Genomic DNA, 21,750 nt, shown 5'->3' with positions numbered 1-21,750 from the left:
TCAGTGCTACATTGTTCCTGTTCAGCAGAGGCCGTCGATTGCGCCTTGATGACCAAACCGGGAGTTTCCTCGAAATTGTCTACGAGGGCCCTCTCGATGGCACGGGGACGTGGCGTGATCTCGGTTGGTTACAGGATGATTTCGGTGAATTCGAGGAATACGACCGTTACGGAAATTGACGGGGCCGAAAATCGGCCAAGCTATCAGCAGCCATACCCGACGGGGCGATGACGATTCCGTTCCGACATGTCTACCCGTCGTTTAATATGCAATACTAAACCGGGCATGGGAACCGTACGGGAAACGACAGGGCAGATTTCCAAGGTGTGAAATCAAGAACTCTCAGGAATGAGTCACCGGAGCATTTAATGAATAAATATGGCAAGCTGTTCATCGCCTTACTCGACACCCCTCGATCACACGTGTCACAGTGACAGAGTTAATTCACGAATTCATTCTCCGCTGGCGAATACGGCCCGCCTTTTGACCGGCTTTACTCCTGCATTTCCGAAGTCGACCTCCACATTTCTCGAGTATCCTAAAAGACTGGAAGGGGGCCGCCAACGCCGCCGAGGCGCTTTATCAACCAGATATTGTCGTGTACTATTATTTGCGGCGACCGATATTTGCCAATCTCCGTCCTGAACGGATTTCGATATGTCAAGCTCTGAGGACGGTCACGGATCGTTCTTGCTTCGGAATGAACTTCCCCTTCATTTAAATTTAAAATTCAGGCCATGGCGTTACACATTGTCGCTATCCGAACTGGAGTTACGGAGCTTCGACAGAAGTTCGGCGCCAACGTTTGTGTCCATTAAATTCATCGCTGTCTTTGCCATGCAGCTGAAAACACTGTTCTCCACGCTGACCATTTCAGAGGCTGATTCGGCGCAGTCTGCCGAACTTCAGCGTATCTCAGGCATAGATGACTGCCGATGGCCCCGGGTACAGTGCTTTGCGCTGAAGTCTATGGGGGCGGACAGCCTCGTAGCATGTACCGGGGTAGCGGTTCGAATATATCCGAATGGCTTTTCCGCTGCGACCGAACTGCGGACTGGATCAGCCGAGTGACTCGATAGTTCGAAAGGTCTGCGAGAGTGATCAGATGACTTCGCACGAAGTTGCCAGGATTTTCCGCCGCCCTACCGCTGGGGGTGTGCTGCTGTCGATGTTCTACGTGGAGGTCGAGTCGTTCGATGATGTTATCGGGTTCGGTCGTAGGCTGCGTGAAGTCGTGAATGTCGGTGTCGATGCCTCGCTGACGGCCGACTTCGAGGGCGACTTCATTCCGGAAACCGGTGTCCTACAGTGGATGCGGGAAGCCTGGGGTTCGGCGGCCGTTCGGTACGGGGCGCACCGGGGGCACGAGGAGTGGACGGTGCAGGATGTGCTGTTTTCCTTCGATCCACGTGAGCGGGAATGGGCATGGTGGGATGTGACAAAGGTTTTCGGAAATATTGTCCGTGTCTGGGTGGACTCATTCGGGGAGGGAGTCTACAAGTGTGAAGAGTTGCGGTGGATTATTTATTTGTGCGGTGCAAAGTCGGTAGTGGGTCCGCTACCGCAAGTTTCGGAGGATTGGGAAAAGTCGGTGAGCGTCGCTGTGTAGCATCGAAGCTGCGCATTGGGTAGTCACCGACGGGCGAATGTAACGGAGAGTAGATAGTGTAGAGGGCACCGGCCATCAGGCTCAAATTTCAATGAAAGGGATTCGAGATGACGGTTTTTGGCACTCTCGATGCCGTCTTCAGAGAACGGTCGGCCACCGATGTACTCGTCCCTGGATGGATCGATCGAGGCATAGGCTACTCAGAGTTTCGACCTCAGCCGACTATCGTATATATGCGCCTAGATGAAGGGTATCTACAGTTCGAATCCATCGATCAGTACGACCAGCTCAAAATTGAATATTCTTCAGAATTGAACCTCGCGGGTGTCCTCCACGAAGAGGGGGATGAAATACTGGTGGCTTCTTGCGGTGAAAATCTTTTCGGAGATGGCTATACCGCCCTGCGTTGCGCAAGCATTCGATACTTCCTAGATGATAATTCTCGCGTGGATCAAGGTATCGTGAAGTGTATGGAGATGAAATTTCAAGGGGCGAGCAGTCTGTTCATTGATCCCATGTGGACTTTCGGTATCCGCTTGGGTGGCGCGGATCTTCTCGTGCAGTGGCGCCAGAACATCGAACGATATTCCAATGTGCAAGAATATTTGTGGGACCTACGAAGCGGAGATAATCGTCTTGTGTCGAGCTGATCTTTTGAAGCCGCAGAGGGTCGTTCAACTAGGAGATGCCGCTGCGGACCCGAGAGCTGTGAACTGTATTTTCAGGTTTGGACGATGTGTTTTCGCGACTTGAGTTTGTACAGCTATCTTTCTGGCGAGGAGGGAGCAGTCGGTCGCGGCACAGAACTCAACGTGGGCTGGCTTGCGGGTCACGAATCCTTTGACGTCGGCAGTCCATCTCAAATTCTCCTGGAATAACTTCGCAAAGCAGCAAGGAAGCCTGTCAACATTACCCGTGGCTATCATTTTTGCGGCTTCTGCGCCAGGGACATATCGGCGTTCTACGGGGCCGAGATGGATGGCATCCTGCTGACAATGGTGCGTACCCGTGCGGGTACGCACCATTGTGGGGTGGTTACAACTCGGGCAGGTCGTAACTGCCGACTCGGTCGGCGAGGACTCGTCGGTGTTCCAGTTCGCCGCCGAGGGTCTGGCCGATCGCGGTGAGGCGGGCGACGTAGTGGCTCACGGGGTATTCGGCGGTGACGCCGATACCGCCGTGCATCTGGATGGCCTCTCGGCCGATGTGGGCGGCGGATTTGCCGATCTGGAGGCGGGCGCGTGAGGCGACGACCTCGTCGAGGGCGCCGTCGGCTAGGGCGGCGGTGATGTAGAGGTTCATGCTGCGGGCCAGTTCCAGGGAGACGTAGCAGTCGGCCGCGCGCTGGGTGAGGGTTTGGAACTTCGACAGGGTGACGCCGAACTGTTTGCGCGATTTGAGGTAGTCGGTGGTGAAGGTGAGGGCTACCTGCATGGCACCGACCGATTCCGCGCACAGTGCTGCCTGGGCGTAGCCCTGGGCGAGTGTGATCTGTTCGGTCGCGTCGGCGGGGTCGCCGAGCGGTTCGGCGGGGGCGGAGGCGAAATCGAACTGGGCGCCGCGGCGGCCGTCGAAGGTGCGGTAGGTGCGCCGCTGCACGCCGGTGCCGGTGGGGTCGACCAGGAACAGGCCGACGCCGCCGCCGGGGAGGCCCGCGCTGACGATCAGCTGGTCGGCGCAGTCGCCGCGCGGGACGGGGTTCTTCACACCGGTGAGGGTGTACGAGTCGCCGTCCTTGGTGGCGGTGGCGGTGACCTCGGTGGACGGCCAGCGCTGCCCGGGTTCGGCGTGGGCGAAGGCGAGCAGGGTGGTGCCTTCGGCGAGGGCGGGCAGCAGGCGGTGACGCTGGTCGGCGCTGCCGGTGAGCCGGATCAGTTCGGCGGGAACGACCACGGCGTCGAGCACCGGTTCGGGAGCGAGCGCACGGCCAAGCTCCTCCTGCACGAGCAGGGCCTCGACGGGGCCCGCGCCGACGCCGCCGTCTTCTTCGGGGATGGTCAGGCCGAGGACGCCGAGGTCGGCGAGTTGCTTCCAGACCGTGCGGCTCCAGCCGGGGTCGGTGTCGCCTGCTTTGGTGAGGGCCTCGCCGTCGTAGAACCGGTGCAGCAGTTCGCGCACGGTGTCGCGCAGCATCGTCTGTTCTTCGGTCAGTGCCAGATCCATGTCAGCGCCTCACAATCCGAGGATCGTGGAGGAAATGATCGAGCGCTGGACCTCGCTCGAACCTCCGTAGATGGTCACCTTGCGGTAGTTCAGATAGCCGGGGCCGGTGTGCTGGGCCCAGGCGGGTGAGGCGATGTCGTCGGCGCCGACCGGGAGGGCGTCGGCGCCCGCGATGTCGAGCAGCAGTTCGGTGGCCGCCTGCTGCAATTCGGTGCCGCGCAGCTTGAGCACCGAGGAGGCCGGGTTGGGCTTGCCGTCGGCCGAATTCGACACCACCCGCAACTGGGTGAGTTCCAGGGCGAGCAGTTCGTTCTCCAGTTCGGCGATGCGCGCGGCGAACACGGGATCCTCGAGCAGGGTGCCGTGGCCGGTGCGTATCGAGCGGGCGTGGTCCTTGGCCAGGCCGATCTTGACCTTGGTCTTGCCGACGCCGGTGATGGAGGTGCGTTCGTTGCCGAGCAGGAACTTGGCGTAGGTCCAGCCCTGGTTCTCCGCACCGACCAGCTGATCGGCGGGCACCCGCACGTTCTCGAAGAACACCTCGTTCACTTCGTAGCTGCCGTCGATCAGTTTGATCGGGCGCATGGTGACACCGGGCGACTTCACGTCGAAGAGCAGGAAGGAGATGCCCGCTTGCTTCTTGGGCGCGGACGGGTCGGTGCGCACGAGGCAGAAGATCCAGTCGGCGTACTGGCCGAGCGTGGTCCAGATCTTCTGGCCGTTGACGATGTAGGAGTCGCCGTCGCGGACGGCGGTGGTGCGCAGCGAGGCCAGGTCGGAACCGGCGTCGGGCTCGGAGAAGCCCTGGCACCACCAGATGTCGAGGGCCGCGGTCGGCGGCAGGAAACGCTGCTTGAGCTCCTCGGAACCGAACTGGGCGATCACCGGGCCGACCATGGAGGCATTGAAGGTGAGTGGCTCGGGCACCGAGGCCAGCTGCATCTCGTCGAGCCACAGGTGGCGCTGCATCGGCGTCCAGTCCTTGCCGCCCCACGCGACCGGCCAGTTCGGCACGGCGAGCCCGTGGTCGTTGAGGATCTTGTTGGCGGTGACGATGTCTTCGCGGGAAAGCTCGTGTCCGTATTTCACGCGGTCACGGATCTCGACGGGGATCTCGGTCTGATAGAAGTGCCGGAGCTCGTCGCGGAAGGCGACCTCTTCCGGGGACAGGGCTAGCTTCATACGGGTCTCCCAGCGTCTCTAGTAGCCGTCCTCTAGGAACCTACCCCGCACGGCGGCGCCACGACACCGCCACGCTGCCACCGGCCGGTCGAACTGGTACGTTGCCACACGGACCGGGGAACCGGCGCGCGAGCAGCAGGGAGTTACGGGTGAACGGCAGATCCATCGCAGGTAGAGCGGCGGCGGTGACCGCGGCGAGCATCGGGGCTGTGGTCGTGCTGGCGGCGAACGCGAGCGCGTCACCCCTGGACGACGCCATCACCCACCTGCGCCATCTCGCCGGTGAGGACGTGAACACCAAGGCGGGTGTCGACGCGATCGCCAGTTTCACCAACATAGTCGGCGCCGACAAGCTGCGCGACATCTCGGCCCAGTTCATCCCGCTCGGCTACGCCGCCCCCACGTTCGGCTGCGGCAGCAACGGCCCCATCACCACCATCATCGCGGCGGCGACCGTCGAGGGTCCCGGCCCGCGCACCCCGACCAGCCTGACACCGGGCGATGTGCGGTTCAGCGCGAGCCCGGCCCACACGGGCGTGCCGCTGGCCTCGGGACTGAACGTGGCCTGGGTGAACGTGAACAACGGGCAGAGCGGCATCGCCGTGCTCGACGACGTCACCGAATACCAGCTGCCGTCGCTGTCGAAGACGATCACCAGCGGTGCGGGGACCGTGGTCGCGTCCATGTGGGGCACCATCGATTACCCGGGCGCGCGCTGCGTGATGACGCCAACCGTCGGCACGTTCGTCGTTCCCGACCTGCCGGTGGCCGCACCGGAAGCGCCCGCCGCACCGGAACCGCAGGCGCCAGCACCCGGCTCGGGCGCACCGGGTCCTGGGGCGGCTCAGTCCCAGGCGCCCGCACCCGAAACGCCCGCGCCCGCCCCGGCACCCGCGGAAACGCCGCAGCCCGCTCCCGCCCCCGCTCCCCCGGCCCCGCCGTCGGCGCTGAGCGTCGGCGGCTGATCGCACGCCGCAACGAGAAACGGCCGCCGACTGATGTCGGCGGCCGTTGTCGTGTGACGTGTCAGCCGCGCGGACGGATGCGCAGCACGGTTCCCTCTTCGGTGCCCGCGAGCAGCGCCGTCGAGTCGGCCGGGTCGGCGACGACCGCGGTGAGCGGCTGGGTGGCGGCGATCGTGCAGGCACCGCCCGACGCCAGATCGATGCGCACCAGCTGGCCGGTCAGTGTCGTCACGTACAGTGCGCCGTCACGCATCACCAGGTCGTCGACGAAGTCGGGCAGCGAACCGAACGAGGTCAGGTCGGCGACGGTGGTGCTCACCGCCGGATTCGTGCGCGACAAGCGGAGCACCCGACCCACCGGGCCCGCCGCGCTGTCGACGAAGTTCGCCGTGACGTACACCGAATCACCGAAGACCACAACGCCGTTGGGGCCCTCGACGGTGACGTTCGACCACCAGGTCATGTCCTCGGTGCCGTCGGGCAGCAGCCGGTGCACGCCGTCGCGGGCGGTGACGTAAAGGTTGCCCTGCGCGTCGAAGGCGGCCCCGTTGGGCTGGATGAAGCCGGTGGCGAAGGATTCGGGGGCCGGGTCGGCGGCGGTGGGGTCGAACCGGACGACGCCGCCGGAACCCGACAGCGGCGAATTGCCGGTGACCACGTAGAGCAGGCCGTCGGGGCCGAGGCGGACCGCACCGGGGGCCGCGATGTCCACGGTGGCGGTGAGCTGTCCGGCGCTGTCGTACCGCTGCACCTCGCCGCGCAGCACCCGCGCCACCCATACGTCGCCGCGCTCGTCGATGCCGAAGTTCTCCGACCAGTCCAGTAGGGGGACCGTCGAGTGGATCGCGATCTCCTGACCGGCCCGCCCGCAGGCGGCGACCGGATCGGCACCGGCGACCGCGGTGACCGCGGTGCTCACGCCCGCCGCACCGACGACAATGCTTGCCACACAACGACGCAACGACAACATGGACGACCTCGACTCTGAACCAGGTGGACGGGCGAAGTGTAACGGCTGGCGCGATGCTTTGGCAGGTGCGGATAATCGGTCGGTGCCCTACTTCGACAGCGCGCGTGGCCGGTTGCACTACCGGCGCAGGTCGCTCGACCCCGTCGCCGCGACCGTTGTGCTGCTGCCAGGCACCGGTCAACACAGCGGGCACTACCACCGCTTCGGTGCCGCGTTGGCCGCCACCGGCATCGCGTTGTGGACCCTGGACACCTCGGGACAGGGCCTGAGCGAAGGCGATCCGCACGCGCCGGGCACCCTCGCCGAACTCGTCGCCGATGCCAGGGGACTGCTCGAGGTGGTGCGCGGCGACACCACGACCGCGCCGGTACTCATGGGCCATTCGCTCGGTGCCGTCACGGCGCTCGCTTTCGCCGCCGATCAAGCCGCCGAACTGCGCGGACTCGTCCTGAGCGGCACCCCTCGCCGGGCCACCGAGATCACGCCGAACCCGCGTCCGCCGACCCTGGCGGTGCACGGAATCGATGATCGCCGGGCGCCGATCGATGCGGTGCGGCTATGGACACAGCGGTGTGGATCGGTAGATTTGCGCGAGTACGCCGACGCGGGTCACGACCTGCTGCACGAACCGGTGCGGGACCGCGTGGCCGACGACATCGCGCGGTGGGTACTGGCCACGGCGGGCTGAACGACGAAGGGGGAAGCGGTGCAATCGAATCGCGCGGGGCTGCCGAATACGGCGGCGCTCGGTCAGGCCGTCGAGGAGGGTGGATTGTGGGTCGACGGGGTGCTCGTCGCCGACGGCGCCCCCGAACGGTGCGCGCTGCGCTACGAGCGTCTCGCCGCCGCCATCGACGTACAGGTGCAGGCCCTGGCGCAGGCCTCGACGCTGCCCGGTTTCGGTGGGCTGCCCTCGGGCGCCGCGCTGCGCACCGGTTTCGAGAGCAAGACCGGTGACGCCTTGGACCAGTTGCGCGCCTACGCCGCGACGGCACGGCAACTGGCGGCGGTGCTGCGGGCCGCCGGTGCCGCGTATCAGGACAGCGATCAGGTGATGGCGAGCGCGGTCCGCGCGATCGAGACGGGTGCCGGGCATGCGTAGCATTTCCGACGCACCGGGGACCGACCCGGACTACGTGGCCGTCGTCGAGGTGTTCGACAGCTTGTCGCATTCCGAAATCCACACGGCGGTACAGGAACTCGACCCGGCGGCGTTGAGCAGTGGTGGTCAGCTGTATCTGGCGGCGGCCACGGCGGTGGGTGACGAGGTCGACAACGCGCACGCCGAGATCCGGGCGGCGATCGCCGACGGATGGCGTGGGTCCTCGGCGCAGTCGGCGGTCGACGCGCTTCGCACGTTCGAGCAGGCGGGTCGCCAGATCTCGGATGTGTTGACGGCCGTCGGGGTTCGGCTGTGCCAGGCGGGTGACGCGGCGGAGTCGATTCGCGCCGCTGTCACCGAACCGGCTGCGGCGCAGCCTGATCCGGACGCCGCGCTGCTCGATCCGAAGCGGGCCACCGACAACGCCACGATCTCGCGGGAAGCCGAGAACGCGCGGCTGGACGCGGTGCGGGCGATGGAGACGATCTACGCGGGTGCCTTCGTGCCCACCGGGTCGGGAGTGCCCGCTTTCGGCGGGATGGATGCGGGGACAACCGAAGTGGCCCCTGGGGTCGCGCTCGGGGCGGCGCCGTCGGCGGTGGGCGCGGCGATTTCCGGTGTGAATTCCGATGTCGAGGTCACCGGTGCGGCGGCACACCCCGTTCCGGGCGGAGCGGCGGGCGCAGTCGCCGCCGGTGGTCCAGGAGTGGTTTCGGCGGCCGGTGTGAGCACCTCGTCGGCGAGCACCTCCCTGTTCACGGGCGGTTCGGCAGCGGTCGCACCGGCGGCGGTGTCCGGATCGGGCGGGTCGAGCGCGGTGTCCGGCGCGGTCGGCGGGTCGAGCACCTCGGCAGGCAGCGCGAACCCGGTGGCGGGTGCCGCTGCCCTCGCCGGGCCCGGGCGGACCGCGAAACGGGCGAAGACATCGCGGGCCGCCGCCGGGTCACCGGCGACCCAGGCGGCTTCGCTCGGCGAATCGGCTTCTCCCGCTACCCGTTCGGCGACGTCGGAGGACGGGCGGCACGACGCGACGGTCGCCGGTGGTGAAGCGGCTGCCGGGATGAGTGCGGGTGCGATCGGCGGACTCATGGGTGGGGCGATGGTCGCGGCGGACCACAGCCGCGCTCCCGGTGGTCCACGCCAACCCGTTCAGCCCGAGATCGAGGACGACGACGACGATTTCCTGCGTTTCCTCGAGGAGGAACCCACCTTCCTCGAACCCGCCGACGAGGTGAACCCGCTGATCGGGAAGCTGGAACCGACCAGTCCCGCCGTGCTCGGAGAGTGGACCGAGCACGAGTGAACTGGCACCTCACGCCCGACCAGTTCGCGCTGGCCTGGGCGCGTACCGACGGCGACCGGATCCCGTATCCGCTCGCCGTTCGCGCGTCCGCCCGCGACACCGCCGAGCGGGCGGCCGCGCAACCGGCACTCGACGCGTGGTGCGCCCGCACCCTCGACCCCGACCTCTCGGCGGCGCTGCGGGTGCTGGCCAAACCCGAGATCCGGGTGGAGGTGAGCGGGCACGCGCCCGCGCCCGTGCGCATGCTCGGCGCCGTCGCGGGGGACGTGGCGGTACTCGCCGTGCAGTCGCCCGGCACCGCTGCCGACCGAGGTGGAGACCTGCACGTTCAGGTCGGTGCGACGAAACGCTTCGCGCCCCAGGTCTTTTCCCGGATGCCGCGCCAACCGGTCGGTACCGGTCCGCGGATCGCCGCACCGGCGGCGCGCGTGCGCGAGGACAGCCGCGACCTGGTCACCGTCCCCGTCGCGGGCCCCTCCGACGCTGCCCGTATCCGCAAACTCCTCCAACGCCCGCGCACCGGCATCGGCCAGATTCTCGTCGCGCCTGGCGCCGACGAACCTGCCACGGGCGTCCTGTCCTGGATCGACGTCACCGGCGACGGCCGGTACCTGATCCACTCCGGCCACCAGGTGTCGGTCGCCCCGGCGACACCGGACACCACCGCCGACTGGCTGCGGCGGCTGTTGCGTGCCGCTTGAGCCGCAGCGCTCAGGCCAGCACCTGTGACGACGAGATCACCCCGGTGCGGGTCCATGCGGCTGCCGGGTTCATAGGGTCAGGCGGTGAATCGGTCGGAGTTGGTGGGCGGCATCGGATCGAGGCGTAGCACCATCACAGCTCGTGGGGCGAGTTGTCGATCGAGCGCGGGCGGCTGCGCCGCGCGACGGGTGGTGGGCCGCCGAGTGTTTCAACCGAGCTGGAGGAAGCCGCGCAGGGCGGTGAGTTCTTCCGGGGTGTCCGGCAGGTACTCGGTGAGCAGCGGCGAGCGGATGATGATCGCTTTCCACATGGCACGGCACAGGGTGGCGTGGATGACGGTGCGCGAGAGGAGTGCGCGCATACCGAAGGGAGCGTCGTCGGGGGTGGAGGTGGTCATCGACAGCACGACCACGGCGGCTTCACGACCCCGGAAACGGTCGGGGGTGCCGACGAGGACGTCCTCGATCTTGGCGCGCGCCAGCAGGGTTCGGATGCGCGCCACCTGCGCGGCGTAAGGGGCGACCACGAAGACGTCGTGCGGGTGCAGTTTGCGGGTGCGCGCACCGGAGGTCCAGGTTTCGCCGAGCAGGGCGCGCACGCGGCGCACCACCTCGCGGGCCTCGGCGTCGGATTCGGTCGCGCTGCCACGATGTTCGACGAACACCGTATTCACCCCGGGCGCGATCCCGGCGAGATCGCGGGCGCGGGTGACGGCCTCGACCGCCGTGAGCTTGCCGTCGTAGCAGCTCACCGACACCGGCGCGCACACCGCGGGGTGCATCCGCCAGGTGCGGTCGAGGAAGTAGCCGTACTCCGGCGGCAAGGTGGCCGCGCCGTCGCACAGCCACTCGAGGGCCGAAACATGAATCGGCTCGGGGTGTTCGGCCTGGGCGAGCGCGGGCTCGGGATCACCGACGAGCAGCAGGTTGCGCGCGCTCACCGCGACGGCGGCCGTGTCGGCCAGCGAGCATTCACCCGCGTCGGCGATCACCAACAGGTCGAGCGAACCGGGGGCGACGAGTGTCTCGTCCACGAAATCGGCGGTGGTGCCACCGATCACGCACCCGTTCACGGCGTTGTCGAGGAATCGGGGATACCGACCGGCCTCGATCGCCGACCATTCGCGGCCAACCGACGCCACGTCCTTCTTCGCGACGAGTTCGGGCAGCAACCCGGCCTCCACGACCGCGTCGAAGATCCGCTCGATCACCTCGTGCGAGCGGGCGACCACCCCGATCCGCCAGCGGTGCCGGGTGACCAGGCGCTCGATGGCGCGGCCCGTCGTCGCGGTCTTGCCGGTGCCCGGCGGGCCGTGCACCGCCAGGTAGGAGGCGTCGAGCGCGGCGGTCGCCTGGACGACGGCCTGCGTGATGTCGCTTTCGGGCCGGGGTAGCGGCGCGCCGTCGCGCAGGCGGGGCCCGCGACGCAGCAGCAGGTCGTAGACGGCATTGGCGGGCACCGACGGCAACGTCACCAGGAGGTCCTGGGCGGTGGCTTCCAGGGCCGCCTCGAGATCGGCTTCGCCGTCGGGCGGGCCAGGGGCGATGGCGGCGGGCAGGTCGTCGTAGGGCGGGCAGCCCGCCGGGAGCAGTTCCTCCAGGCGCACGGTGTCGTCGAAATCGGCGTCGACCGCGCAGCCGAGCACGGTGGCCGTCGCGGTGGCGCGCCGACCGAGCGTCTGGGTCATGCCCGCCGCGGCCGCGCCGTCGTAGATGGTGACCATCTGGGTGCCGGGGGTCAGGGTGGCGCCGGTGCCGAGGCGGCCGGTGAGGGTGAGGTAGCGGCGCATCGTCGGCAGCTGGGGTGTGCGGTGCCATTTGGTGTCGACGGTGCCCCACTCGGCGACCAGCACGCCCGGTGCGTCGGCCCACTCGCCCACCGGGTGCCCGAGCCGGTCGATGTGGGCCCACCATCTCGGCTGCCGTTCGCGCCGGTGGTAGCCGAGCACCGCGGCCGTGAGCGCGGCCGCCCTCGCCGCGTCGCCATGGGCGTCGACGGCGAATTCGGCCAGTGCTGCCTCCAGCGAACCCGTCCGTAACGACGGCGGAATGTCGGTCTCGGCCACCGCGAACCGTGGGCCGGGCACCTCGATCCCCGCATCGGCCGCCCGCTCGAGCAACCAGTCCCGGATCCCCAGCACGGTGGCCGCACGACCATGTGCGCCGGGCACCAGGGCGGCCAATCCGGCCACGTCGTAGGACTGCTCACCGATCAGCAATGCGGTGCGCACTACGGGTGCCAGGTCGACCAGTGCCCCGTCGGCGAGCAGTTCGTCGAGCTGATCGGCTCCAACACCGAACCGCCCCGACCAGTCCAGCAGGGCGGTCCGAACCGCCGACCCGTAGTGATAGACCCGCGCATCCGGATCCAGCGCCCGATACTCACCGATGATGTCGAGCAGTTCCTCGAGCACATCCGGGCCGTACCCGCCCTGGGTGGACGGGCCGAGACCGCCGCCCGTCGCTGAAGTTCCGAGCCCTCCGGCGCCCGTCGGAAAACCCTCGTGGGAGTCGGGCCAGCCGTTCCTCCCGAATGTTCCGTAGTCGCTGGCCTGCGCGTCGCGCGGGTCGGTCGACGCGATCGGCGAGGGGTCCGGGCGGAAGACAGTGGTTGTCGCGTCGGCGAGTTCTACCGAGGTGATGGTTCCCCGGCGGTCCAGGTCGATGAGCAGGGCCAGGTCGCCGGGCCGAGGGGTGGGGAGGGCGCCGAGGGCGGTGGCATCGCGCAGAGCGAAGGTGGGGGTGGCCGTGCGCTCGCGGGTGAGCTGGATGTCGGCTTGGCGGCGCAGTTCGGTGACGGTGCGCGGGGCGAGGCCGGGGACGGGAACGGTGGTGGCGGCGAGTCGGTCGATGGTGAGCACGCCCGCTTCGCGCAGCCGGGCCCGCTGGGTGGGCCGAATCCCCGCTACCAGCAGCAAGTCCCGTGCGGTCGCGGCCGCCGCACGGCACGTCGGGCACTGCCCACACGCCAAGTAGCGCGGGTCACCCCACTGCACGGGCAGCAATTCGGTGAGCTTCTCCTCGACGACGTGTTCCACCCGCGCCCGCCGCGCCCGGTAGATCGGCTCGAGTTCCGCTGCGACCACGCCACGTTCACCGGTCGGCGTCGAAATTCGCGCCACCGGGTCGACATCCACCCCGGCCGCCGCCAATGCCTCGACGCACGCGGCTACTTCGACCCGAGCACACAGCTCCAGCCGAACCGGATCGACCCCAACCGACCGCACCGACGCCGAAACCCGCTCGAACGGCGTCCGCCCCGCCGCGAGTTCACGCCGCAACACCCGATGGTCGTCAGCATCGAAACCCGCGACACCAGAACCGGACTCGACAAGCGGACCCGGTTCATCACGACCGGCTTCCGCCCCGAGGCCCCGGTCCCGGGGCGACTCGGCACGTGCGCCACCGAACCCGCCCGCACAGCCGACGCGCGATTCGTTGTCTCCCCCATCGCTGCCGACGGGGGCGACCTCACCACTCGAGCCCCGGCACGCCTCGCCGTCCACGCCGCTGTCCAGCGTGTCATCTCGGCGAGATCGACTGGGCAGGCCGACTCCCGACGCCCCGGCATCATGCTGAGGCGCCTCGCGCGGAAACCCCACTCGCGCAGGTGCGACGGCACTGTGCACCACGTACCGCGCACCGTCGCGCACGAGAAGGTCTGCCTGGCAGACGAATCGACCGTCGAAGAAGACCGCACCGGCGATCGCCTCGGCACCGGCACGCAGGGCGTCGGTGGTGCGTGCGGCGGCTTCGCTGAGAGTGGTGGCGTCGACGGGATCGGGGGTGGGGATGTGGATCAACCCGTCCCCGAAGTGCCGCAGCAACTCCGGGGAAACGTCGACGGCGCGCACCAGATCCGCGGCGGCGTCTCGGGTGCCGGGGAGGTTGCCGAGGGCGGCGTCGACCCCGCGCAGCAGCGCGAACTCGCAGTCCGCCGCGCGCACGAGATCGCCGACAGCACCGATCACCCGATCACCGGAGACGAACAAACGCGGCCCTCCTGTGTTCACGCACACCCGACGGCAACACCTTAGCCAGCGCCGAGACAGCCCATGGAGCGACCCATGGACTCGTCTACGTGCGAGGGTGCGCTACGTGCGCGGCTTACGCCGTTCGGTACGCGGACGGGCCTCACGGTCGCGCCGGGGTCCGCGCGCGTTGAGCCGCTGCGACGGCGGGCCCTGATCCGGCTGCAGCTGGATGAGCACACCGCTGATCCTGGTGCGCCGCAACGCTTCCAGCGTCTCGTGCGGCAGGTTCGCGGGCAACTCGACGAGGCTGTAGTCGGGCCGGATGCTGATGTGCCCGAAGTCGCTGCGCCGCAGCCCACCCTCGTTGGCGATGGCGCCGACGATCGCGCCGGGCACCACACGGTGCCGCTTGCCGACACTGATCCGGTAGGTGGCCAGCTCCGCGCCGGTCTCACGCGAGAACGACGGCGGACGCGGTCCACGGTCCTCGTCGTCGTAGCGGCGCGGGGCACGCTCGCGATCGCGGTCCCGATCCCGGTCGCGCCGCGGCGCGGGCTCCGGCTCGGCCTCCATGAAGAAGTTGTCGCCGTCGAAACCACCGACGGCCAGCGCCGCCGCGATGTCGACCAGCGGGGTGTTGTGCTCGGCCTCGTAGTCCTCGATCAGTTTGCGGAACAACGCGATGTTGTCCGACGACAGGTTCTCGGTGATCATGTCGCCGAACTTCGAGACACGGGTGGCGTTGACGTCGTCCACGCTCGGCAGCTGCATCTCGATGAGCGGATGCCGGGTGGCCCGCTCGATCGCCTTGAGCAGATGACGTTCACGCGGCGCGACGAACAGCAGCGCCTGACCCGAGCGGCCCGCGCGACCGGTGCGGCCGATGCGGTGCACGTACGACTCGGTGTCGTGCGGGATGTCGTAGTTCACGACGTGCGAGATGCGGTCGACGTCGAGACCACGCGCGGCCACATCGGTGGCGACGAGGATGTCGAGCGCACCCGACTTCAGCTGACCGATGGTGCGTTCACGCTGGTTCTGCGCGATGTCACCGTTGATCGCGGCGGCGGAGAATCCGCGCGAGCGCAACTTCTCGGCCAGCTCCTCGGTGGCCTGCTTGGTGCGCACGAAGATGATCATCGCCTCGAAGTCCTCGACCTCGAGGACCCGAGTGAGCGCATCGAGCTTGCGCTGATGCGACACCTGCACATAGCGCTGGGTGATGTTGGTGTTGGTCGTGGTCTTCGACTTGACCGTGATCTCGACCGGGTCGTCGAGGTACTGCTTGGAGATCTTGCGGATCGCACCGGGCATGGTGGCCGAGAACAGGGCGACCTGCTTGTCGCGCGGAGTGTCGCGCAGGATGCGCTCCACGTCCTCCTGGAAGCCCATCTTGAGCATCTCGTCGGCCTCGTCGAGCACCAGGTAGCGCAGCTCGGTCAGATCGAGCGTGCCCTTCTCCAGGTGGTCGATGACGCGGCCGGGCGTACCGACGACCACGTGCGCGCCGCGGCGCAGACCCGACAGCTGCACGCCGTAGCTCTGGCCGCCGTAGATCGGCAGCACGTGGAGACCGGGGATGTGCGAGGAGTACTTGCCGAACGCCTCGGCGACCTGGATCGCGAGTTCGCGGGTCGGCGCGAGCACCAGCGCGCTCGGCTTCTTCTGCGCGGTGTCCAGATTCATCAGGATCGGGATCGCGAATGCGGCGGTTTTGCCGGTGCCCGTCTGGGCCAGGCCGACGACGTCAGCGCCGGAGAGCAGTGGGGGAATCGTGGCCGCCTGGATCGGCGACGGCGACTCGTAGCCCACATCGGCGATGGCCGCGAGGACGCGGTCATCGATCCCGAGATCGGCGAAGGTCGGGCCGTTGTCGTGCCTGTCGTCGTCGGCAGGAACGCTGTCGACCTCATTTGTGTTCATTGACCACGAGTTTACTGCCTGGCGGTAGCTGATCGGGCCACCGGGTGAATACGGTGTGACCCATGCAGCTGCACAACGGGTCATCGCATCAGGAACACGCCGCGACGACGGTGCCGATCGCGGTCGTCCAATTCGCCCCGCAGACCGACACGTCGGCCAATCTGGCCGCCCTCCGTGAATACGTGCGCACCGCTGCCGAAGCCGGTGCGCGGGTCGTGGTCGCACCCGAATACTCGATGTTTGCCGTGACCCGTCTCGACGATCGGGTCGTCGCCGCCGCCGAGCCGCTCGACGGGCCGTTCACCACCGGACTCGCCGCGCTCGCCGCCGAATTCGGGGTGCACCTGGTGGCCGGTGTCGTCGAATTGCCGACACCGGGCGCGGACCGCATCAGCAATACCCTCGTCGCGCACGGACCCGACGGCGCGCGCCTCGCGCTCTACCGCAAGGTGCATCTCTACGACGCTTTCGGGCACCTGGAATCCGACGTCGTGGCGGCCGGTCCACTGCTCGAGCCCGCCACCTTCACCGTCGACGGTGTGATCTTCGGCATGCAGACCTGCTTCGATCTGCGTTTTCCCGAGGGATGTCGGCGTGTCGCCGCGGCGGGGGCGCATGTGCTGCTGCTGCCCGCGCAGTGGATTCCCGGCCCCGCGAAGGTCGATCAGTGGACCACGCTGCTGCGGGCGCGGGCCATCGAGAACACCGTCTATGTGGCGGCGGCCGATCAGTGCGCGCCGCTCGGTGCCGGTGCGTCGATGATCGTCGACCCGGCGGGCACCGTGCTCGCCGAGCTCGGCGACGAGCCGGGCGTGCTCACCGCGTCGATCGACCCGGCCCACCTGGCCAGGGTGCGCACCGCCAATCCGAGCCTGTCGTTGCGCCGCTTCACAGTGTCGGCGGAGGCCGACGCGGAGTAGCGTTCGAAGCGATGGTGTACCCGGATCGCGCTGCGGCGGGCCGCGCTCTCGGCACGGCCCTGGACAATCTGCGGGGCACGCGCCCGCTGGTGCTCGGGTTGCCGCGTGGCGGGGTACCGGTGGCGGCGGCCGTCGCCGAGGCGATCGATGGGGAACTCGATGTCCTGCTGGTGCGCAAACTCGGGTTGCCGAGGCATCCGGAACTGGCGATGGGCGCGCTCGGCGAGAACGACGTGTTGGTGCTCAACGACGACGTGGTTGCCCGCGGCCGGGTGAGCGAGACGGCGTTCGCCGAAGTCGAACGCGCCGAACGCGCCGAACTGGCCCGTCGGCGGGCCCTGCTGCGCGACGGCGACCCCGTGTCGATGCGGGATCGGACGGTGGTGATCGTGGACGACGGCATGGCCACCGGCGCCACGGTGGCGGCCGCCTGCCGCGTCGCGCGCGCACAGGAACCCGCCCGGTTGATCGTGGCGATGCCGGTTTCCGCCCCCGAGGCGCTCCCCCGCGTCCAGCCCGAGTGCGACGAGCTGGTCTGCCTCTGGGCTCCGCCCGACCTCGGCGGCGTCGGCGGCGCCTACCACGACTTCCACCAGCTCACCGACGACGAGGTCACCGACCTGCTCTTCAGCTCTGCTCGTAGACCACGTCGTGGCGATTGAGCGCGGCGGCGTCGATCCGGCCACCGGCGCGATGTTGGGTCGCCGATCCGACCCCGCGAGCGATCAGCCGAAGCACTGCCCTTCGCCCCGATAGGTGGGAACTGTTGTGCGGGTGCCCGATTCGTCGACCAGGTGGATCTCGGCGAAGCGTTCGCACAGCTCGCCCGCCTTCGCGTGCCGGAACCAGACGCGGTCGCCGATCTCGAGTTCGGACCCACCCGCCAACGGGGTCTGCACCTCGCCAGCGCCCTCGGCGCCGAGCAGCTTCAACCCGGCGGGCCAGACCGGCAGCGGCACCCGGCTCGGACCGGCGGGGCCGGAGGCGATGTAGCCGCCCGCGAAGACGGTGGCGATGCTCGGGGTGGGTTTGCGCAGCACCGGCGTGGCGAAGAACAGGGCGGGACGCGGGGTGAAGGAGCGATAGTGGTCGAACAGGGTCGGCACGTAGAGACCCGAACCGGCGGTCACCTCGGTGACGTCGGGATCGCTGATCGAGACCTCGATCGAACCGGTGCCGCCGCTGTTGACGATCTCGAGTGGCCCGGTGACCATGCGGACCGCGTCGAGCACCTGGGTGCGGCGGCGGCCGATCTCGGCGGCGGAGAGGCGCTTGACCACGCGCACGGCCGGATTGCTGTCGGGCAGGCCCGCGATCTGCGCCTCGTAGGTCATCACGCCGACCACCTCGAAGCCGCGCGCTCGCGCCTGCGTCGCCAGCACGGCGGCCTGGTCGGGCGTGCGAATCGGGGAACGACGTGCGCCCAGGTGCAGCGGGCCGATGCGCAGGGCGGCGTCGACGTCGAGGCAGACGCGGGGATGGACGGTATCGGTGCCGAGCGCGGCGCGGGTCAGGTCGAGCTGGGCGACGTCGTCGATCATCAGCGTGATCGAGGACAGCAGCGTCGGCGCGCCCGCGAGCTCGGCCAGCGCGGCCCGGTCGAGGGTCGGGTAGCCGAGCAGGATGTCGCGGGCGCCGAGGCGGGCCAGCCAGATGGCTTCCCGCAGGGAGTAGGCCATGATGCCCGCGAAGCCGTCGGCCGAGGTGAGGCCGGTGCCGAGCACCCGCTCGAGCACCGCACGGCAGCGCACCGATTTGCTCGCCACGCGGATGGCGACGCCGTTCGCGCGGCGGCGCAGGTCGGCGGCATTGGCGTCGAGCCGGGACAGATCGAGCGCCGCCAGCGGCGGGTCGAGGTCAGCGGTGGCGTCGTGCAGGTGGTGCAGCGCTGTTGTCTCGGTCACCCGTCTACTGAACCACCTATCTGGTCACTCGTCCAGTAATCTCAGGCTTCGACGGCCTTGAGGGTGAGGCAACCGACGAGATCGTCGGTGACGACGAGGATGGTCTCGTCGTTGCCGTCGGCGAGCCAGCGCAGCACCGCGCCGTGGAACACCGAGACGAGGTAGCTCGCGATCGAGTCCACCGGCTCGAGCCACTGGGCGCCGGACAGTTGCGCACACAGCTCGAGGAACTCCGCCGCCTCGGCATCCATCTGACGGAACATCACGATCGCCGACGGATCGCCGACATTGTCACCGGGCTCGATCCACCGCTCTCGCAGGGTCCGCAGCGCGGTCTCATACGATCTGATACTGCTCGCCGGGGCGGCTTTCACCACCGGCCAATACGCACTGAGCCCCGCATGCAGACAGATACGCAGTGCCCGCAGGCCCGCGGTATCCGAACTCGCGGCGGCGGCTTCCACGGCCCGGCGAACGACGGGTCGCAAAGATGTATCGGTTAGTTCACGACTGGCGCTCAACGACAACTCCTCGGCAACAAATTTCGCTGCCCGCGGCGATGCGAGCTGGTCGGGAAGGTCCCTCATCGAGGTTGGTCCAATCCCGCAAGCACGATCTTAGAAGGTTTTCTGGATTCACGAACTGGTTCAGCCATCCTTTTCAGACTGAAAGATTGTTTTGTTACCCGAATGCGACCTTGATAAAAAACCGACCATACGGCTGGATTTTGTTTGGGTGTTCGAATACATGCCCCCGCTGTAATCGGCTTACTGGTCGATGGTACAAGTCGCGGTAGCCGACCTCACGTTCCTGTGGGTGAGCGCACACGTGTCGCGCGGGGAAACGCACGTCACACTCCGCGTGACCGATCGGCCGACTCCGTCCACACCGACGCGGACCGCCGATAATCTGGACGGGTGACTCTCTCGCCCCGCGCCGACCAGTTCGCCCTCAGTGGCACCTTCAATTTCCGCGATGTGGGCGGGCTGCGCACCGTCGACGGCGGCACCGTCCGCCCCGGCGTGCTCCTGCGTTCGGCCCAGCTCAGCGGCCTCGACGAGCAGGGGCTGGCCACCCTCGGCGAACTGCGGGTCACCGATGTGCACGATCTGCGCGGCCCGGCCGAGATCGACCACATCGGCCACGACACCCTGCCCGGGGGCGTCCGCCTGCACGTCACCCCGTTCGACTCGCGCATGGAGGAGGCACCGCCACACGAGGCCGCCACGGTCAGCGCGTACGCGCACATGGTCGAGGTGTACCGGCAGTTCCCCCTGCTCCCCGAGGCGGGCGAGGCGATCACCCGGCTGGCCGCCTCGATCGTCGACGGCGACGGCGCGGTGCTGGTGCACTGCGCGGCGGGCAAGGACCGCACCGGCTGGGCGGTGGCGACCGTGCTGCGCGCGGTCGGCGTGCACGAGGACGACATCTACACCGACTTCCTGGCCAGCAATGCCGCCGTGGAGCCGCTACGGGTACTGCTCGAACCCAAGATCGGCGGGGGCGAGGCCCTCTCGGTCGACATCCTCGGCGTGCGCGAGGAGTACCTGCGCACCGCCGACGCCACCGTGCGCGAACACCACGGCGACACCGAGGGCTACCTCACCGAGATCGGCCTCACCGGCGACCTGCGCGAAGCACTGCGCGCCGCGCTGGTGTGACTCAGCCCAACGGCTCGGCGTGGACCAGGCCGTCGGTGTCGATCCGCACGAAATCGCCCGTGTGGAACCAGGTTCCGCTGAACCGGGCGGCGGTGGCGTCGGGGTTGTTCCAGTAGCGCCTGCTGACATTCGGGCCGCGACAGAGCAGCTCGCCGCGCCCCTGCCGGGCCTGCGGGCCCGACAGTGCCAATTCCGTTCCGCCGAAGGCGAATCCGAGGGCCGATTCGGTGCGGTCGGTGTCGTCGACGAGCAGACCGATGCCGCTGGTCTCGGTGGCGCCCCACACCGACCACTGGCGCGCGTCGGGGAACAACGCGCGCAACGCGCCGGTGAGCGGGGCCGACGCCGGGGCGGCGGCACGTTCGGAGCGGTGGCAGGCCTTGCTCACCCGTCGGACGGCGGCGCCCGAGCGGCGCTCGGCGAAAGCGGGCAGCAGGTCGGCGAAGATACGTGGGGTGGCCGAGACGGTGTCGATCCGCTCGCTGACCAGCACGTCGGCCAGACAGCGGGCACCCGGCGCGAGAACGACGGTGCCGCCGACGGCGAAGGTCGGCAACAGCTGGTCGACGCACCCGCTGGCATGGGCCAGCGGCAACAGCACCAGGTTGCGCACACCGTCGGCGGACAGGCCGAGCGCGCCGACCATCGACGACACCGCCGACAGGAGGTTCTCGTTGGTGAGCTCCACCCCGGCGGGCACCGGACCGCGCGCGGGGGCGCCGGTGTAGCAGAGCAGCGCCGGATCATCGAGTGCCGCACCGTCATCGATGTAGGCGGTGCTGTCGGGCAGTGGACCCTCGGGTCCGAGCACGAAGTCGGCGCGACTGTCGGCGATCACGCGGGCGGCCAGATCGGCGCCGAGCCCCTCGGGGATCAGGACGGGCACCGCGCCGGACAGCAGGGCACCAAGGAACGCCTGGACCCAGCGCGCGCCCGTCGGCATGTGCACCGCGACCCGGTCGCCGTAGCCGACGCCGTGCCCCTGTAGACCGCCCGCGATGCGCGCGGCACTGTGCCACAGTTCGCGGTAGGTCAGGCGGGGACCGCCGACCTCGACCACGGCTTCGCGGTTGGTGAAGGAATGCACGCGCAGGTCGAGCAGTTCGGTGAGCGCGGGGTGCAGATCGCCGTAACGCAACACCCCGTCGGGACCGCGCCGCAGTTGTCCGCAGCCGAGCACGCCGGTGCCGACCGGCGACGACCGGAACGCCCGGAAATCGGGTCCGCTCGTGATCGACGCCGCCGCGGCGCCGCGCCCCGGCGCGCCACCCGCCGAGCGTGCGGTCGTGTCCGATTCCGGCTCACCCATCAAGACCTCCACGTACTCGCTCGGCGTCGCATCTCCGACTATATGACGTGGATCACAGTGCTGT

At 68.3% G+C, this 21,750-nt stretch carries 18 protein-coding genes; 10 read left to right on the top strand and 8 right to left on the bottom strand.

Annotated elements, in window-relative coordinates:
- Nucleotides 1–1,105 precede the first annotated feature (1,105 nt).
- Both NC7_RS18545 and NC7_RS29220 read left to right on the top strand, forming a co-directional pair.
- Nucleotides 1,106–1,609, top strand: coding sequence for a hypothetical protein (locus NC7_RS18545; RefSeq protein WP_067984829.1), 504 nt, complete (start codon nucleotides 1,106–1,108; stop codon nucleotides 1,607–1,609).
- 107 nt (nucleotides 1,610–1,716) lie between these two features.
- The gene (locus NC7_RS29220) at nucleotides 1,717–2,259 is read left to right on the top strand and encodes a hypothetical protein (protein ID WP_157102070.1); all 543 of its coding nucleotides are present in this window, start codon (nucleotides 1,717–1,719) and stop codon (nucleotides 2,257–2,259) included.
- A gap of 385 nt (nucleotides 2,260–2,644) precedes the next feature.
- On the opposite strand, the gene NC7_RS18540 is transcribed toward NC7_RS29220, so the two are convergent.
- Both NC7_RS18540 and NC7_RS18535 read right to left on the bottom strand, forming a co-directional pair.
- Nucleotides 2,645–3,772, bottom strand: a complete 1,128-nt coding sequence (locus NC7_RS18540; protein WP_067984827.1) for an acyl-CoA dehydrogenase family protein — start codon at nucleotides 3,770–3,772, stop codon at nucleotides 2,645–2,647.
- 9 nt (nucleotides 3,773–3,781) lie between these two features.
- Complete coding sequence (locus NC7_RS18535) at nucleotides 3,782–4,954, bottom strand: acyl-CoA dehydrogenase family protein (protein WP_067984825.1); 1,173 nt, start codon at nucleotides 4,952–4,954, stop codon at nucleotides 3,782–3,784.
- Nucleotides 4,955–5,103: 149 nt separating this feature from the next.
- Here NC7_RS18535 and NC7_RS18530 point away from each other — a divergent pair, with 149 nt between their 5' ends.
- Nucleotides 5,104–5,919 (top strand): hypothetical protein, encoded by an 816-nt coding sequence (locus NC7_RS18530; protein WP_067984823.1) that lies wholly within the window; start codon nucleotides 5,104–5,106, stop codon nucleotides 5,917–5,919.
- Between the two features lie 61 nt (nucleotides 5,920–5,980).
- On the opposite strand, the gene NC7_RS18525 is transcribed toward NC7_RS18530, so the two are convergent.
- Nucleotides 5,981–6,868, bottom strand: a complete 888-nt coding sequence (locus NC7_RS18525) for an SMP-30/gluconolactonase/LRE family protein (RefSeq protein ID WP_157102069.1) — start codon at nucleotides 6,866–6,868, stop codon at nucleotides 5,981–5,983.
- A 103-nt stretch (nucleotides 6,869–6,971) separates the two neighbouring features.
- On the opposite strand from NC7_RS18525, the gene NC7_RS18520 reads away from it, so the two are divergent.
- Genes NC7_RS18520 through NC7_RS18505 form a run of 4 tightly spaced genes read left to right on the top strand, consistent with a single transcriptional unit; the run spans nucleotide 6,972 to nucleotide 9,995 of the window.
- A complete protein-coding gene (locus NC7_RS18520) occupies nucleotides 6,972–7,577 on the top strand; it encodes an alpha/beta hydrolase (RefSeq protein WP_067984818.1) in 606 nt (201 codons plus the stop codon).
- An 18-nt stretch (nucleotides 7,578–7,595) separates the two neighbouring features.
- Nucleotides 7,596–7,991: a hypothetical protein gene (locus NC7_RS18515; RefSeq protein ID WP_067984816.1), complete on the top strand. Its 396-nt coding sequence runs from the start codon at nucleotides 7,596–7,598 to the stop codon at nucleotides 7,989–7,991.
- A complete protein-coding gene (locus tag NC7_RS18510) occupies nucleotides 7,984–9,294 on the top strand; it encodes a WXG100 family type VII secretion target (protein ID WP_157102068.1) in 1,311 nt (436 codons plus the stop codon). Before NC7_RS18515 ends, NC7_RS18510 begins: the two co-directional genes overlap by 8 nt.
- Nucleotides 9,291–9,995, top strand: coding sequence for an ESX secretion-associated protein EspG (locus NC7_RS18505; protein WP_067984812.1), 705 nt, complete (start codon nucleotides 9,291–9,293; stop codon nucleotides 9,993–9,995). Before NC7_RS18510 ends, NC7_RS18505 begins: the two co-directional genes overlap by 4 nt.
- A gap of 209 nt (nucleotides 9,996–10,204) precedes the next feature.
- Here the strand turns inward: NC7_RS18505 and NC7_RS30230 are convergent, their stop codons facing one another.
- Entirely contained in the window at nucleotides 10,205–14,008 is a 3,804-nt protein-coding gene (locus NC7_RS30230; RefSeq protein WP_236573479.1) for a bifunctional RecB family nuclease/DEAD/DEAH box helicase, read from the bottom strand.
- An 81-nt stretch (nucleotides 14,009–14,089) separates the two neighbouring features.
- A complete protein-coding gene (locus tag NC7_RS18495) occupies nucleotides 14,090–15,892 on the bottom strand; it encodes a DEAD/DEAH box helicase (RefSeq protein ID WP_067984808.1) in 1,803 nt (600 codons plus the stop codon).
- Between the two features lie 62 nt (nucleotides 15,893–15,954).
- Here NC7_RS18495 and NC7_RS18490 point away from each other — a divergent pair, with 62 nt between their 5' ends.
- Both NC7_RS18490 and NC7_RS18485 read left to right on the top strand, forming a co-directional pair.
- Complete coding sequence (locus tag NC7_RS18490; protein ID WP_067984806.1) at nucleotides 15,955–16,812, top strand: carbon-nitrogen hydrolase family protein; 858 nt, start codon at nucleotides 15,955–15,957, stop codon at nucleotides 16,810–16,812.
- Between the two features lie 11 nt (nucleotides 16,813–16,823).
- Complete coding sequence (locus NC7_RS18485; protein ID WP_067984803.1) at nucleotides 16,824–17,474, top strand: phosphoribosyltransferase; 651 nt, start codon at nucleotides 16,824–16,826, stop codon at nucleotides 17,472–17,474.
- Between the two features lie 63 nt (nucleotides 17,475–17,537).
- Here the strand turns inward: NC7_RS18485 and NC7_RS18480 are convergent, their stop codons facing one another.
- Nucleotides 17,538–18,716, bottom strand: a complete 1,179-nt coding sequence (locus NC7_RS18480) for an amino acid deaminase/aldolase (protein WP_084458589.1) — start codon at nucleotides 18,714–18,716, stop codon at nucleotides 17,538–17,540.
- A 41-nt stretch (nucleotides 18,717–18,757) separates the two neighbouring features.
- Nucleotides 18,758–19,237, bottom strand: coding sequence for a TetR family transcriptional regulator (locus NC7_RS18475; protein ID WP_236573478.1), 480 nt, complete (start codon nucleotides 19,235–19,237; stop codon nucleotides 18,758–18,760).
- A 396-nt stretch (nucleotides 19,238–19,633) separates the two neighbouring features.
- Between NC7_RS18475 and NC7_RS18470 the strand changes: the two genes are divergently transcribed.
- Nucleotides 19,634–20,377 (top strand): tyrosine-protein phosphatase, encoded by a 744-nt coding sequence (locus tag NC7_RS18470; RefSeq protein ID WP_067984799.1) that lies wholly within the window; start codon nucleotides 19,634–19,636, stop codon nucleotides 20,375–20,377.
- Between the two features lies 1 nt (nucleotide 20,378).
- Here NC7_RS18470 and NC7_RS18465 read toward each other — a convergent pair whose 3' ends face one another.
- Nucleotides 20,379–21,686, bottom strand: a complete 1,308-nt coding sequence (locus NC7_RS18465) for a class I adenylate-forming enzyme family protein (RefSeq protein WP_084458609.1) — start codon at nucleotides 21,684–21,686, stop codon at nucleotides 20,379–20,381.
- Nucleotides 21,687–21,750: the final 64 nt, after the last annotated feature.

The organism is Nocardia caishijiensis NBRC 108228 (genome assembly GCF_001612825.1).
GTDB lineage: Bacteria > Actinomycetota > Actinomycetes > Mycobacteriales > Mycobacteriaceae > Nocardia > Nocardia caishijiensis.
The sequence above is the reverse complement of the archived record's forward strand: the minus strand, read 5'-3'. Positions and strand labels throughout refer to the sequence as shown.